Annotated in this window: 15 protein-coding genes; 5 read left to right on the forward strand and 10 right to left on the reverse strand. The window is 67.4% G+C overall.

The features are described 5' to 3' along the window. The 4 genes from C8J42_RS10340 to C8J42_RS10355 form a co-directional block, all read right to left on the reverse strand. Positions 1-1038: a cell envelope biogenesis protein TolA gene (locus C8J42_RS10340; RefSeq protein ID WP_133020024.1), complete on the reverse strand. Its 1038-nt coding sequence runs from the start codon at positions 1036-1038 to the stop codon at positions 1-3. 10 nt (positions 1039-1048) lie between these two features. Then, positions 1049-1486: a protein TolR gene (tolR, locus tag C8J42_RS10345; RefSeq protein WP_056053220.1), complete on the reverse strand. Its 438-nt coding sequence runs from the start codon at positions 1484-1486 to the stop codon at positions 1049-1051. A 123-nt stretch (positions 1487-1609) separates the two neighbouring features. Further along, entirely contained in the window at positions 1610-2302 is a 693-nt protein-coding gene (gene tolQ / locus C8J42_RS10350; RefSeq protein ID WP_056053223.1) for a protein TolQ, read from the reverse strand. Beyond that, the gene (locus C8J42_RS10355; protein WP_133020025.1) at positions 2299-2757 is read right to left on the reverse strand and encodes a YbgC/FadM family acyl-CoA thioesterase; all 459 of its coding nucleotides are present in this window, start codon (positions 2755-2757) and stop codon (positions 2299-2301) included. Before C8J42_RS10355 ends, tolQ begins: the two co-directional genes overlap by 4 nt. Positions 2758-2871: 114 nt before the next feature. On the opposite strand from C8J42_RS10355, the gene C8J42_RS10360 reads away from it, so the two are divergent. Beyond that, positions 2872-3276, forward strand: a complete 405-nt coding sequence (locus tag C8J42_RS10360) for a VOC family protein (protein WP_133020026.1) — start codon at positions 2872-2874, stop codon at positions 3274-3276. 5 nt (positions 3277-3281) lie between these two features. Here the strand turns inward: C8J42_RS10360 and C8J42_RS10365 are convergent, their stop codons facing one another. Next, positions 3282-4040 (reverse strand): hypothetical protein, encoded by a 759-nt coding sequence (locus C8J42_RS10365; RefSeq protein WP_133020027.1) that lies wholly within the window; start codon positions 4038-4040, stop codon positions 3282-3284. 436 nt (positions 4041-4476) lie between these two features. Next, positions 4477-5508, reverse strand: coding sequence for a nitronate monooxygenase (locus C8J42_RS10370; RefSeq protein WP_207897112.1), 1032 nt, complete (start codon positions 5506-5508; stop codon positions 4477-4479). Between the two features lie 239 nt (positions 5509-5747). Between C8J42_RS10370 and C8J42_RS10375 the strand changes: the two genes are divergently transcribed. Beyond that, positions 5748-6080, forward strand: coding sequence for a hypothetical protein (locus C8J42_RS10375; protein ID WP_132833654.1), 333 nt, complete (start codon positions 5748-5750; stop codon positions 6078-6080). 3 nt (positions 6081-6083) lie between these two features. On the opposite strand, the gene C8J42_RS10380 is transcribed toward C8J42_RS10375, so the two are convergent. After that, complete coding sequence (locus C8J42_RS10380) at positions 6084-7337, reverse strand: aspartate kinase (RefSeq protein WP_133020028.1); 1254 nt, start codon at positions 7335-7337, stop codon at positions 6084-6086. A gap of 52 nt (positions 7338-7389) precedes the next feature. Here C8J42_RS10380 and ubiG point away from each other — a divergent pair, with 52 nt between their 5' ends. Continuing rightward, the gene (gene ubiG / locus C8J42_RS10385) at positions 7390-8130 is read left to right on the forward strand and encodes a bifunctional 2-polyprenyl-6-hydroxyphenol methylase/3-demethylubiquinol 3-O-methyltransferase UbiG (RefSeq protein WP_133020029.1); all 741 of its coding nucleotides are present in this window, start codon (positions 7390-7392) and stop codon (positions 8128-8130) included. Positions 8131-8395: 265 nt separating this feature from the next. After that, complete coding sequence (locus tag C8J42_RS10390) at positions 8396-9802, forward strand: DUF2029 domain-containing protein (protein ID WP_243644299.1); 1407 nt, start codon at positions 8396-8398, stop codon at positions 9800-9802. Here the strand turns inward: C8J42_RS10390 and C8J42_RS10395 are convergent. Genes C8J42_RS10395 through C8J42_RS10405 form a run of 3 tightly spaced genes read right to left on the reverse strand, consistent with a single transcriptional unit; the run spans position 9744 to position 12383 of the window. Next, entirely contained in the window at positions 9744-10928 is a 1185-nt protein-coding gene (locus tag C8J42_RS10395; protein ID WP_133020030.1) for a glycosyltransferase, read from the reverse strand. The two genes, C8J42_RS10390 and C8J42_RS10395, sit on opposite strands and share 59 nt — an antisense overlap. Before the next feature lie 10 nt (positions 10929-10938). Continuing rightward, a complete protein-coding gene (locus C8J42_RS10400; protein ID WP_133020031.1) occupies positions 10939-11454 on the reverse strand; it encodes a DUF2141 domain-containing protein in 516 nt (171 codons plus the stop codon). Further along, positions 11451-12383, reverse strand: coding sequence for a hypothetical protein (locus tag C8J42_RS10405; RefSeq protein WP_243644301.1), 933 nt, complete (start codon positions 12381-12383; stop codon positions 11451-11453). The genes C8J42_RS10400 and C8J42_RS10405 overlap by 4 nt, the downstream gene beginning before the upstream one ends. Before the next feature lie 173 nt (positions 12384-12556). Here C8J42_RS10405 and C8J42_RS10410 point away from each other — a divergent pair, with 173 nt between their 5' ends. Beyond that, positions 12557-13621: a glycosyltransferase gene (locus C8J42_RS10410; RefSeq protein ID WP_133020032.1), complete on the forward strand. Its 1065-nt coding sequence runs from the start codon at positions 12557-12559 to the stop codon at positions 13619-13621. The last annotated feature ends 32 nt before the right edge of the window (positions 13622-13653 follow it).

Genomic DNA, 13653 nt, shown 5'->3' on the forward strand with positions numbered 1-13653 from the left:
TCAGCCGGGAAGTTTGTAGCGCAGGCTGAAATTGCTCCAGCCGTTCTGCACGTCATACAGGTCGTCGGGCAAACCGCGTAGCGGCGAACACCCGACGAAGGTCGCGATCGCCAGATCGTCGACGCGGTCGACATAGCGCCGGTTGTCGTCGTCGACGCCGGCATGACCACTGATCGTCGGCCGCGACTTCAGCGTGCCGTCGCGGTTGAGCTTCAGGTTGATCGTCACGCGGATCCGCTCCGCGCCGGGCCCCGGCGTGACCTGGCGATTCGCGCAGGGCTGCACCTGCCGCAGGATCGCCGAACCGATGTTGGCCGCCGCCTGCGCGCCGAGCTTGGCGGCCTTGGGCGCCTCCGACTTGCTCGGCGACGGATCGGCCGACAGACCTTTCAGGAAATTGTCGCCGAGCCGCGACCCGCGTGGCCGCGACGCCTTCGCCTCGGCGGTCGAGCCGCTGCCCTTGGTCGAGGACGGCTTGGCGGGCTTGGCCGACGACGCGGACGACGACGTCTTCGCGGGCGCGGCGCTCGGTTTCGCCGCAGCCTTGGTCGGCGCGGACTTCGCGGGCGCGGCCTTGGCGGGTGGCGCCTTCTCGGGCTTGGGCTGTGGCTTCACGACGGGCTTCGAGACCGGCGCGGGCTTTGCGACGGGTTTCGGCGGCGCGGGCTTGGGTTTGGGTTGAGGCTTCGGCTCGGGTGCCGGTTGCGGTTTGGGCGCAGGCTTCGGTGGGGCGGGCTTGGGCTGCGGCGCAGGCGGCACGGGATCGGGCTTCGGCTCGGGCTCGGCTTCTTCCGGAGCAGGCGGCGCGGCATCCTCGGGCGCACCTTCGTCCGGCGCGACCGACTCGGCCGGCGTCTCCACCGATTGCGGCGCGGTCGCCTCCAGCGCCACGTCGGGCACGAGGCTCACGTCGATCGGCTGCTGCTCGATCTTCTTCGGCAGTTCGGGCGCACCGAGAAAGCCGAGCGACAGCGCGCCGAACAGCAGGACGTGCCCGACGATCGCGACGCCTAAGCCGATCTTCTCCGAGCGATCCATCAGCCAGCCATCAGTTCTGGTTACCCTCGACGGTCACCAGCGCGACGCGGTTGAGCCCGGCGCGGTTGAGTTCGCCCATCACGCGCATCACGCGCCCGTAATCGAGCTTCCGGTCCGCGCGGAGTAGCACCTGCGGCTCGTCGCCGACCGCTCGGCTGGCGGCAATCGCGGCCAACCGCACCGGCAGCGCGTCGTCGGTCACCTGATCCTTATCGATGAACAGCGCGCCGGTGCCGTCCATCGAGATCTCGACCGGCTTCTGCTCCTGGTCCAGCGCCTTCGCGCGCGCGTCGGGGAGATTCACCGGTACGCCCGCGGTCATCAGCGGCGCGGTCACCATGAAGATGATCAGCAGCACCAGCATCACGTCGACCAGCGGCGTGACGTTGATATCCGCCATCGGCGCGCGCCGCCCGCGCCCCCGCGACGAAGGAAGGTTCATCGCCACCTTACTCCCCTCCCGCTCGCGGGAGGGGTCGGGGGAGGGCAGTGCCGCGATAACCGTACGAGGAAGAGATAGATGCCCCTCCCATGACCCCTCCCGCAAGTGGAAGGGGAATGAGAAGGCCGCTCATCGCGACCCGTCCAGCTGGCGGCTTAACGTCGTGTGGAAACCGTCGGCGAAGCGGTTGAGGCTCGCCTCGATCCGATTGATGCCGTGCGAAAAGCGGTTGTACGCGATCACCGCGGGAATTGCCGCGAACAGGCCGATCGCAGTCGCGAACAATGCCTCCGCGATCCCCGGCGCGACCACCGCCAGCGACGTGTTCTGCGCCGCGGCAATGCTGGTGAAGCTTCGCATGATGCCCCAGACCGTGCCGAACAGCCCGACGAACGGCGCGACCGAACCGACCGTCGCCAGCACGTTGAGCCGGTCCGACAGCTTGTCGATCTCGCCTGCGACCGCCGCGCCCATCGTCGTCGCCAGCCGCTCGCGCGTACCGCTCTTGTCGATCGTGCCGCCCGCGGTCGAGCGCCGCCACTCGGTCACGCCGGCGGCGAACACGCGTGCCGACGGCAGGTCGTTCTCGCCCTCCGCCTTGTAGAAGACGTCGATATCCTCGGCCTTCCAGAAATCGCGCTCGAACCGGGTCATTCCCTTGCGCGTCTTGCCGATCCGCCGCCAAAACGCGACGATCAGCGCCCAGGTCCAGATGCTGGCGAGCAACAGCCCGATCATCACGCCCTTCACCACCCAGTCGGCCTGGAGGAACAAGTGGATCGGCGACAGCGTCGCGCTATCCATAGTCAACACCGGATTCATGCTTCCCCCTGCCAGACTAGGCGTTCGTAGATATCGATCCAGGCACGCGGCTGGCGGCGTGGGCGGCCGTTGGGAGCGACCAATGCCGCCACCACGTCCGCCTCGGCCAAGACAAGCCCGTCGCGCATGACCCTTTGATGAATGGCGACCCCGGCCGCGCGGACCTGCACGATCCGCGAGACGACCAGCAGAGCGTCGTCGAGCCTCGCCGGTGCGGCATAGCGGATGGTGACGCTGGCGATCGCGTAGGAGCCTTCGCCCGCCTCGAACGTCGCGCGTTGATCGATCCCGCCGAGCCGCAGCATGTCCGAACGCGCGCGCTCCATGTAGCGCAGATAGTTGGCGTGATAGACCGCACCCGACAGATCGGTGTCCTCGAAATACACGCGTACCGGAAACCGGTGCTCGCGCCCGTCGAAGCGGCCTTCCGCCGGACGATCTGAAACCTCTGCCATTCCGGCGGCTGTTAACGCAGTCTTTGCAGGTAAGCCAAGCTTTGCCTGCAAGATCGCGCTGGGCGGCGCTCCGCGATGCGCCTAGCCTGGCGGCATCCAACGCAGGAGACTCGCATGGCCGATCGTCCCACCAGCGGAATCACACCGTTCCTCGTCATTCGCGGCCAACGCGGACGCGAGGCCCTCGCCTTCTACGAAGCCGCGTTCGCCGCAACGCTCGTCGAGACGAACTTCGCGGACGACGGCGTTCAACTGATGCAGGCGAGTCTGCGTATCAACGACGCCTGGCTGATGCTGTCTGACGAGTTTCCCGAATGGCGTGGTCATGACGAACCCGAACCCGCCGGCATCACTTTGCATCTCAGGGTCGACGACACCGACGCCTGGGTGGACCGCGCGGTGGCGGCAGGAGCGGTCGTGACGATGCCCGTCGCGGACCAGTTCTGGGGCGATCGCTACGGCCAGGTGCGCGATCCGTTCGGCCATAGCTGGTCGGTCGGATCGCCCATCAAGGCCTGATCAGCCTACTGGAAAACGCTGGGGTCCAGCTTCAGGCGCGGCTGCGCGGGTGGCACCGGCTGCGAGATCGGCTGGAGCCGCGCCTGCGTGACCGTCTGCACCGGCATGTTCGACGCATATTGGCGCGAGACCATCAGCTGCGGCTGGACGGGACGTACGGTGCGACCCCGCCACGCGTCGACCGCGCGGTAGAAATCGGTGAACGGCCGCTCGAGCACGGGGAGATTCTGTGCAGCGAAAGCAGGCAATGCCTCGGCCGTCAGACCGGCACTCTGCGCGAGAACCGTGCCTGCCGCGGCGCAGAACTCGTCGCGCGCGGGCGACTGCGAGAAGAAGTTGTACAGCCGCGTCATCGAATCGTCGTAGCGATCCTGCCAGTCGCCACCGCCCGACTTGTACTCGCTGGCGTAGGTCGCCTCGGCCTTGGCGAGCACCGGCTTCTGCGCCGACAGCAGCGCGTTGTAGCCCGCGACGATCACCACCTCCTGCGGCCCGCGACACGCCAGCGCTGCGACGTTGAGCGCGGCGCGGAGGTGCCAGACCTTCGCGGACGTCGTCAGGTTGCGATTCGGCGTCGGATAGGTGCCGTCGGCGAGCGCGACCGGAATGACGATGGTCGGCGACGCGCCCTTCGGCATCACTGGCGCCGGCACCGGCACCATGATCACGGGCGGCGCGACCTGCGCAACGGTCCGTGGCTTCGACGTGCAGCCGGCCAGCAGGCCCAGCGCGGTAACGGACAGCAAAGCAAACCGACGACTCATCGCAACACCTCGTAACGTCCCCCGACGGGACACTCTATGCCGGCGAGCAGGTTAACGAGACGTAAGCCGTACGCGCTTTGCGGCGATTGGAGAGGGGATGGAGCTGGAGCTGGGCGGGAGCGCGTTGGCCGTTCCCCAAGTTACCTCCACCCCGGCGAAGGCCGGGGCCCAATTGGAGAGGTCGCAGTAACGAAGCGCGACCTCAGTCAGCGACGCCCCCAATTGGGCCCCGGCCTCCGCCGGGGTGGTGCTTGGTAAGCGCCTGTATGAGCATCACCGCTTGAGCAGAAGACGCCGCCCTCTCGATCCTCCCCCGCAAGGGGGAGGTGGCGCCGCAGGTGACGGAGGGGGAGGACACGGAACAGACGTTTCGCTATCCCCCCCCTCCGTCAGGCAAGTGCCTGACACCTACCCCCTTGCGGGGGAGGGTCAGAAGTTAAACCGCACGCGCCTCCAGCGCCGCGGCCGCCTGCGCCATCAGCCCGCCGATGATGTCCGCGACCGGCTCCTCGCGCTTGACCATGCCGACCGACTGGCCCGCCATCACCGAGCCATGCTCGACATCGCCATCGATCACCGCGCGGCCCAACGCGCCCGCCCAGTAATGCTCGATCTGCAACTGCGCCTCGGCCATTTCCACGCGTCCGCCATCGAGATGCCCGGCAACCTCACGCTGCTTCGCCGTAAACAACTCGCTCGACGCATTCTTCAGCGCACGGACCGGGATCACCGGCAACCGCGCATCGATCTGCACGCTGGCGATCGCGTCGCGCGCCGACGCCCGGATGAACGCCTTCTTGAAATTGGCGTGCGCGATCGATTCGGTCGCGCAGACGAACAGCGTGCCGAGCTGGACGCCCGCCGCCCCCATGTCGAGATACCCCGCGATCGCCTCGCCGCGACCGATCCCGCCCGCGACGAACACCGGCACCTGCTCCGCGATCTCGGGCAGCATCTCCTGCGCGAGCACGCTGGTCGAGACCGGGCCGATATGGCCACCGGCCTCCATCCCCTCGATCACCAGCGCATCGACGCCACTGCGGATCAGCTTCTTCGCGAGCGCCAGCGCCGGCGAGAACGCGATCAGCTTGGCGCCGGTTTCCTTGATCGCCTCGATGCTACCCTTGGGCGGCAGGCCACCCGCGAGCACGACATGGCCGACCTTGTGCTTGGCGCAGACCGCGATCAACTCGAACAGGTCGGGGTGCATCGTGATCAGGTTCACGCCGAACGGCTTGGTCGTGAGAGCCTTGGTCGCGGCGATCTCGGTATCGAGCAACGCAGGCGTCATCGCGCCGCACGCGATCACGCCGAACCCACCCGCGTTGGAGATCGCCGAGACGAGGTGACGCTCGCTCACCCACGACATCGCGCCCCCGAGAATCGCGACCTCGCTGCCCAGAAATGCGGCGCCACGCGCCATGCGGCGGGCCAGCCGGCCCGCCCCGATCGAAGATGTGTCGTTCATACGTCGCGCCTTAGATCATTTTATATACGGAGCGAAACCATCGTCCGCACTCTAAGCTGGGAGCGGTTCGCCTGGACGTTCAAAGCGGACCCTGTATCGTCGGCGCCATGAAATACCCCGGCTCAATTGTAGGCCTGTCCCGGCTTGCACTGCTCTGCCTGTCGTTCATCGTAACGACATTCGCACCGGCGGTCGCGACCAGCCGCATGCCCGGAGATCGCGACGCAAGGAGAACGCGCATGACAATGCCCGACTATTCGCACGTCAAGACGCTCAAGGCCGCCCAGGCGCTCGCCAAGGACGGCAAGCTCACCGGGATTTTGCTGTTCCCCGCGGAACTGGGCGGCGAGGACGTTCCTCAGAACATTGTGTACGTGCCCCCGCAGGCCGCGGAGGCACGCACGCTGATCATCGGCACCCTGCGTCGGTTCGTCAGCGAAGGCCTGATCGACAAGCTCACCGTAACGCCGGAATACCGCGGCAACAGCTTCATACCCTCGCGTATCGTGTTCCACGCCATCGACAGCCACGGCAAGCACGGTGCCTTCGATCCCACCGTCGAAGTCTGGTAGCGCCTACGCTGCGTCTTCGGCATCCAAGCCATACGCGGTATGCAGCACGCGCACCGCCAGCTCGGTATAATCCTCTTCGATCAGCACGCTGACCTTGATCTCCGACGTCGCGATCGCCTGGATGTTGATGCCGCGCTCGCCGAGCGTGGTGAACATCGTCGAGGCGACGCCCGCGTGGCTGCGCATCCCGACGCCGACCACCGACACCTTGGCGACGCGCGTGTCGTGGACGATCGTCGCATAGCCGATCGCGTCCTTCGCCTTGTCGAGCACGTCGAGCGAGCGCGCGAGGTCCGCCGCCGGCACCGTGAACGTCACGTCGGTCGACCCGGTCGAATGGGCGACGTTCTGCACGATCATGTCGACGTTGATCCCCGCGTCCGCGAGCGGCGCGAAGATCGCGGCGACCGAGCCCGGCCGATCGCTGACTTGCGTCAGGGTGATCTTCGCCTCGTTCTTGTCGTGCGCGATGCCGGTGATGAGCTGGCGTTCCATATCGTCGATTTCCTCTTCGCCCACGATCAACGTGCCGCGGTGACCATCATTGGTGTCGCCATCCTCGAACGAGGACAATACGCGCACACGCACATTCTCTTTCATCGCCAGGCCGACAGACCGCGTCTGCAGCACCTTCGCACCGACGCTGGCGAGTTCCAGCATCTCTTCGTACGTGACCTTGCTCAGCTTCCGCGCGCGAGGCACGATCCGGGGGTCGGTCGTGTAGACGCCGTCGACGTCGGTATAGATGTCGCAGCGGTCGGCCTTCATCGCCGCCGCCATCGCCACCGCCGACGTATCCGAGCCGCCGCGACCCAACGTCGTGACGCGCTGGCCGTCCGCGACGCCCTGGAAACCGGGGATCACCGCGACGACGCCGTCCGCAAGGCTCGCGTCGAGCGCGGCCGTGTCGATCTCGCCGATGCGGGCCGATCCATGCGCGTCCGAGGTGTTGATCGGCAACTGCCAGCCGAGCCAGCTCCGTGCCTTGCACCCGGCCGCCTGCAAAGCGATCGCGAGCAGTCCACTCGTGATCTGCTCGCCGGCCGAGACGACGACGTCATATTCCTTCGCGTCGTACAGCGACGACGCCTCGCGGCAGAAGCCGACCAGCCGGTCGGTCTCGCCCGCCATCGCGGAGACGACGACGGCGACCTGGTTGCCGGCGTCGACTTCGCGCTTCACGCGCGCGGCGACGTTGCGGATACGCCCGATCCCAGCCATCGACGTCCCGCCGAATTTCATCACGATACGGGCCATTGGCAGCGCAAATCCCTTTGGGTCGAAGCGGCGGCCCTGATAGGTAGCGCGCATGATACTGGCAAGCGACACCGTAACGAACGCAACAATCGATCCGCGCGAGGCCGCGCATTTCGGCACCATGGCGAAGGACTGGTGGGATCCGAAGGGCTCGTCAGCGCCGCTCCACAAGCTCAATCCGCCGCGGTTGCGCTATATTCGCGAGCAGGTCGATGCGCATTGGGGGGGGGATGGTTCGACCTTTACGCCGCTGGCGGGGAAGACCGCGCTCGACGTGGGGTGTGGTGCGGGGTTGCTGTGCGAACCGCTCGCCCGGCTTGGTGCAGAGGTTATGGGGATCGATGCGGCACCCGAGAATATCGCGGTTGCGGAGATCCATGCGGCGCAGAGCGGGCTTGCGATCGATTACCGCGCGGGGGGAGTCGAGGGACTGGTGGGACAGTTCGACCTCGTCACCAGTTTGGAGGTGATCGAGCATGTCAGCGATCCCGCCGGCTTCGTGCGGGGCTTGGCGCGGACGTTGGCGGAGGGTGGATTGCTGATTCTTTCGACGCCCAACCGGACGCCATTGTCGCGGTTGGCGATGATTACCGTGGCGGAGGGCGCTGGCGTCATTCCCAAGGGCACGCACGACTGGAACAAGTTCCTCACGCCTGAGGAACTGACCGCGTTGCTGAAGGACGCGGGGCTTCGCGTGACGGACACGCGGGGGTTGAGTTTTTCCCCCGCGACTGGGTTTGCACTGAGCGGTTCGACGAACCTCGACTACTTCCTGACCGCGGTAAAAGCCTGACCTTGCCCCCCTCGCCGTCCCGGTTTTCCCCTCCCCCCCGGCGGAGGCCGGGGCCCAATTGGGAAGACCGGCGTGATGGGGCGCCATCCTCAACCATAACCGTCCCCCAATTGGGCCCCGGCCTCCGCCGGGGTGGTCGCGAGCGGGGTAGGACTGAGTAATGGAGCATACCGCTCCCCAACCCTGTTCACCCGCGAAGGCGGGTGCCCAGACTGGGCACCCGCCTTCGCGGGTGAACATGCTTTTGGCGTTTGCGGCGCTGGCAATGATCCTCATGACCCTCGCCCTCCTCCGCCCCGTCGACCACGACGAGAGCCAATACGTCGCCGCCGCCATCCTCACTGCGCAAGGCCTGCTCCCGTACAAAGACTTCGCCTACCTCCAGACCCCACTCCAGCCCTATCTCTTCGCCCCGATCGCAGCCCTAGCCGGCACCTGGACCTGGCCAGCCCTCCGCATAACCAACGCCCTCCTCGGCGCAGCCACCATCGCCGCCGTCCACCACGCCGCCCGTATCGGTGGTGCCAGCACCCGCGCCGCCACCTTCGCCGCCGCGCTGTTCGCCACCTCCGACATCCTCCTCTTCAGCATCGGCACGGCCCGCAACGACGCGTTCCCCGCCGCCTGCCTCGCGCTAGCCCTCCCCGCGATCGTCAGAACCGCGCGGGACCAGGCAAGCCGCCGCGACGCGATCCTGATCGGCGCACTGCTCGCCGCCGCCGCGACCGCGAAAATCTCCTATGCACTCCCCGCGCTGACCTACGGCATCTGGACACTGTTCCGCGCCGACCGCCGCCCGTGGTGGACCCTGCTGGGCACGCTCCCGTTCGTCGCCCTGACCACAGCCCTATTGATCCAGGCCCCCGAAGGTTTCCTGTTCGGCGTCATCAGCTTCCCCGGTCAAGCACCCACCGAATGGTACCAGGCCCATCCTTGGAAGCTGTCAAACACCGCCAAGATCATCGACATCCTCAAGTTCCTCGCACTCGGCCCAGCCCTGCTCGCGATCGTCGCCACCGCAGGCAAACGCGATCGCTGGCACAGGATCCTCGACCTGCTGATCCTCGCTGGGCTCATCGCCGCGCTCGCGCCGGTACCGACGTGGCGGCAATATCTGCTGCCGATGCTCCCTGCACTGTTCGTGCGGCTCGCGTTGGTCTGGCACGCGCATCCACCCGGCAAGGCGATGCGGATTGCGGCCGTCGCTTTCGCCTGCGCCGGACTCGCCCCCACCGTCGAGGCCGTCGCGAGCGGCCGCATCCCGATGCTCGATGCGATGCGAGACGCCGCCGTGGTACGCGAGATCCTGGACCGCGAACACGTCACCGGCCCGGTTGCGACGCTCTCCCCGCAATTCCTCCCCGGCAGAGCGATCGACCCACGCTTCGCTACCGGCCCCTTCTATTTCCGCAGCACCGCGCTCCTGAACGCGGATCAGGAACGCCAACTCCGCCTAGTCTCGCACGCACGGATCGCCCTGCTCGGCCAACCGCCCGTGATCCTGACCGGCGGCGAAGGCGCGTGGAGCAGTGGCGACGACCGGATCGACGCAGCGCTCGCCACCTACGCGATTCGCGAAGGCTATCGAGCGGTCCCCGTCCCCGACACGCGCTTCACGCTGTACGTCGCACGCCATGCTTCGCCGCGATCAGCCCCGCATAATAGTCCATAAGCTCGACCGCATGCTCGCGGTCGCTGCGGACATGCCGGGCCGCCACCGCCGCCGCTCGCCGGAGCAACGCCGGATCGCGCGCGAACAACCGCCCGATTGCCACCGCCGCGCTCTCCGCATCGCGCGCCGCGTAGAGCTCGCTCGCATGGCGGTCCGCGACTTCCGCGCACCCGCCCGTATCCGGCACGATCAGCGGCAGGCCCGACGCCATCGCCTCCGACGCGACCAACCCGAACGGCTCTGCCTCCGACCCGTGGATCAGCGCATCGCAGCTGGCCATGATCCGCGCCAACCGCTCGCGGTCGTACACCGGCGCGAACATCCGGATATGCGGCGAGCCACCGATTCGGCGCTGGATCGCCTTGGTCTGCGCCCCCGCACCGATCAGGACCAGCCCGACCGGCAGCGTAGCCCCCGCCCGCGCCACCGCATCGACCACCAGCGGCCAGCGCTTCTCACCATGATGCCGCCCGAGGCCGAGCAACAGCATCCCGTCCTCGGGCAACCCGCACTGCCGCAGCAACGCCGCGCGCAACCGCGTATCGCGTAGGTCCGGCGAGAAATGCCCGCGCTCGATCCCGAGTGGCATCGCCGCATCGATCCGCAGCCCGCGCGCGCGCAACCGCTTCTCCAGTGCCGGGCCGTTGGTGACGACGACATCGTACTTCTCGAGGAAGCGGCGCATGTACCGGCTGTACCAGGCGAACCCGCGCTCGATCTGGTCGTGGCTCGCAACGCTCGCGAACCAGCGCTGTGCATAGGCGGCGATATTGTCGTTGTGCATGAAGAACGCCTTCACCGCGCGCCCCTGCCAGTCGCCGACGAACCATGCCGGGCGCCACGGCGAGCAGCACTCGACCACGTCCGGATCGAGATCGTCAAGCACGCGGTGGACCGCGCCCTCGTCCCAGAACAACCCGTAATTGCGATCGAACGGCATCCCCGGCGACTTGAGGTAGATGATCCGCCCGCCGCCCGGCCGTTCCTCGACGCGGTCCTCCTTGCCCGGTGCGACGACGATGAGTTCGTGGCCCATGTCCGCCATGATGCCCATCTTCCGATCGACATAGGTCCGCACACCGCCGCCGGTCGGCGAGTAGAACTCGTTGACGTCGACGATTCTCATGCCACCACTCTCATGGCGTGACGGGCCCGAACCCGCCGAGCCCGCGCAGATACTGCACGGTGATCCGCACCGTCGTCACGCCCGCGCCGACCTCGACCAGCGCCTGCTCGACCTTCGGCCGCGACCGCCCGAGCATCGCTTTGCTCGCGAACCCGGCGCCATCGGTCCAGAAGCTGAACTTGTTCTTCCCGTCGCGATTATGCGTCAGCAACAGCGCATAGCGGCTGGGCCGCGGCACCCGGATGCACAGCATAGGCGCCCCGCTCGGCGGCGTCGGCACAACCACCCGCCGAAACGTCCTGCCCGCCGCGATCAGCACGTGGTCGTCCTTGAGAAAGCCCGCTTCATCATCAGGATAGAGTTCGAGCTTCAACTCGCCCGTGCGATCCTTCAGTCCGGTGACCTCAACCGCGATCGCCGGCCCCTCGCCCGGTCGACACGCCGCCGCATCGCTACCGAGCACCTGCGCGCCGGCCGGCGCTGTAAGCGCAACGATCGCGGCCAGCGCGACACCGGCGCGGATCATGCGCGCAACCGGGTGAGCCCGGCATGGATGCCGAACAGGATGATCAGCGCGACATGCACCAGCAGCGTCAGCGCGGCGGTAAACGCGATCAGCTCCGACAAAGCCTGGTCCTGCCCGATCAACAGGATCGCGGCGCTGGCGAACAGCAGGTCCTTGTTGGGCACCAGCGGCAGGCGCGACACCAGCAGGCGTCCGGCTGCAAGGAACAGCCACATCCCCACCGGCACGCCCGGCAACGCGTAATGCCACGCGAACGCAATCAGCACCGATCCGCACAGCAACCGGATGCAGTGGATCCCGAATACCCACCAAAGCTTCGCGCGCGGCAGCGAGAATACCCGGCGCGAGAAGATCAGGAACGGCAGCGAGATCGCGAGCGTCACACCCGCCGACGCGAGCACGGTGCGGAACTGGTCGTGCGTCAGCAGATGCCGGCCGAGCGGCAACGCGATCGCCACCAGCAGCAGCGTGACCGCATTGCCCGCGATCGCCGACAGGATCGATACGTCCTTCACCGCGCCGAACGGCGACGCCACCATGCGCGCCTTCGCCCGCGCCCAGGCGTAGAAATACGCGTCGCCGGAGTATCCGAACACGACTTCGTTCGCGATCCGCTTCTTGATCAGCGCGACGAGGCCGCCGAGCGGAATGCCCCAGAGCCGGCGGAATATGACGTAGTCCCCGGTCGGCGGCGACATATAGAGCAGGCCGAAGCACACATAGAAGCGCGGGTCCTGCGGCACCGAGCGCGACAGCCCGGCAAGGCCGTGCCCGAGCAGTTCGCGCCCCAGCCCGACGATCATCGCCAGCGTCAGCACCGCACCGATGATCGCGGGCCAGCGGCTGCCGAGCGCCTTCAGCGGCTCGAGCCCGGCGCGCGCGATGTCCGCATAGCCGTCGCGATCGGCAGTTTTCGTACGGATATTCACTCGCCGGTCCTCAAACCATTGTCCTCAAGCCGTTCCGCCGCCCGTTCCCTGCTACTTGGTGCCCGCCTCCGTCGCGCGGCCTGATAGCCACCCGCCGCCGTGCATGCACGCAAAGTCGGTTTCATTCGGTCGCGATCTCCGCTCTACCCATCGCGCAGTATGATGACCCCCATATGTCACTTGTGAGCAAGCCACCGATCGCCCAGCACATCCTGACCTATGCCGAGGATCTGCGCGGCGGCGGGGTCGAGCGCGCGCAACTGCGCCTCGCACGCGGCTGGCTCGCGGCGGGCCGGCGCGTGACGCTGGCGATCGAGGATATTTCCGGGCCGCTGGCGGCGGAACTCCCGGAAGGTCTGGAGATCGTCACGCCGTCGCGGTTGCTCGCGCTCCCGAATGTCGTGCGACGTCTCGCGCCGGACATCATATTCTGCCCTGGCAACTTCTACTCCGGCATCGCGGCATGGACCCGGCTGCGACTCGGCAGGACGTGCCCGCCGATCGTCGCCAAGATGTCCAACGCCCCCGCACGCGCCGATCACGGCCGCCTGATGCACGCCGCGCACCAGATCTGGCTAGCGCGCCATGGCGGGTTCCTCGATCACCTCGTCGCGATGACGCTGGCGACCGCGGACGAGGCGGCGTTGGCGACCCGAATGATTGGGCGGACGAGCGTCATCCCGAACCCGCCGGCGGTGCCCATCCCCGGCACGCTGCCCGATCTGCCGGCGCGCTTCCTTCTCGGCGTCGGCCGGCTCGAACCGCAGAAACGCTGGGACCGCCTGATCGCTGCGCTGCCGCGCCTCGCGGACCAGAGCATCCCGCTGATCATCCTCGGCGAAGGCGACGAGCGCGGCGCGATCGAAACGCAGATCCGCGCGCTGGGTTTGGGAGACCGCGTCCGTCTGCTGGGCCACAGCAGCGACCCGCTGCCGATCATGGCCCGCACGGAAGTGGTCGTGCTGACCTCGGACTATGAAGGCGTACCCGGCGTGTTGCGCGAGGCGCTGTCGGTCGGCACGCCGGTGATCTCCACGGATTCGAGCACGGCGGTCGCAGAGATCATCGATCGTCCCGAGCGCGGGACGATCGTCGCGCGGGACGATGCGGCGGCACTGGTTGCAGCGTTGGACGCATGGCTCACGCCATCTGGGCAACGGCCGGAGCCGGTCCCGCAACCCGGTGCGGATTCGGCTGACCGCTACCTCGCGATCTTCGACCGATTGGTAAGGTGCTAGCGTCCTAGCCTTTCTTGTCCCCGACCCATTGT

It is taken from the genome of Sphingomonas sp. PP-CE-1A-559 (assembly GCF_004340965.1).
Lineage (GTDB): Bacteria > Pseudomonadota > Alphaproteobacteria > Sphingomonadales > Sphingomonadaceae > Sphingomonas.

What these genes read in the sequence shown, in the direction of transcription:
- C8J42_RS10360 (WP_133020026.1), top strand. Translation starts at nt 2,872, where the DNA reads ATGGCCGATCGTCCCACCAGCGGAATCACACCGTTCCTCGTCATTCGC.
- C8J42_RS10380 (WP_133020028.1), bottom strand. Translation starts at nt 7,337, where the DNA reads ATGGCCCGTATCGTGATGAAATTCGGCGGGACGTCGATGGCTGGGATC.
- C8J42_RS10390 (WP_243644299.1), top strand. Translation starts at nt 8,396, where the DNA reads ATGATCCTCATGACCCTCGCCCTCCTCCGCCCCGTCGACCACGACGAG.
- C8J42_RS10355 (WP_133020025.1), bottom strand. Translation starts at nt 2,757, where the DNA reads ATGGCAGAGGTTTCAGATCGTCCGGCGGAAGGCCGCTTCGACGGGCGC.
- C8J42_RS10370 (WP_207897112.1), bottom strand. Translation starts at nt 5,508, where the DNA reads ATGAACGACACATCTTCGATCGGGGCGGGCCGGCTGGCCCGCCGCATG.
- ubiG (WP_133020029.1), top strand. Translation starts at nt 7,390, where the DNA reads ATGATACTGGCAAGCGACACCGTAACGAACGCAACAATCGATCCGCGC.
- C8J42_RS10375 (WP_132833654.1), top strand. Translation starts at nt 5,748, where the DNA reads ATGACAATGCCCGACTATTCGCACGTCAAGACGCTCAAGGCCGCCCAG.
- C8J42_RS10340 (WP_133020024.1), bottom strand. Translation starts at nt 1,038, where the DNA reads ATGGATCGCTCGGAGAAGATCGGCTTAGGCGTCGCGATCGTCGGGCAC.
- C8J42_RS10365 (WP_133020027.1), bottom strand. Translation starts at nt 4,040, where the DNA reads ATGAGTCGTCGGTTTGCTTTGCTGTCCGTTACCGCGCTGGGCCTGCTG.
- tolQ (WP_056053223.1), bottom strand. Translation starts at nt 2,302, where the DNA reads ATGAATCCGGTGTTGACTATGGATAGCGCGACGCTGTCGCCGATCCAC.
- C8J42_RS10400 (WP_133020031.1), bottom strand. Translation starts at nt 11,454, where the DNA reads ATGATCCGCGCCGGTGTCGCGCTGGCCGCGATCGTTGCGCTTACAGCG.
- C8J42_RS10410 (WP_133020032.1), top strand. Translation starts at nt 12,557, where the DNA reads ATGTCACTTGTGAGCAAGCCACCGATCGCCCAGCACATCCTGACCTAT.
- C8J42_RS10395 (WP_133020030.1), bottom strand. Translation starts at nt 10,928, where the DNA reads ATGAGAATCGTCGACGTCAACGAGTTCTACTCGCCGACCGGCGGCGGT.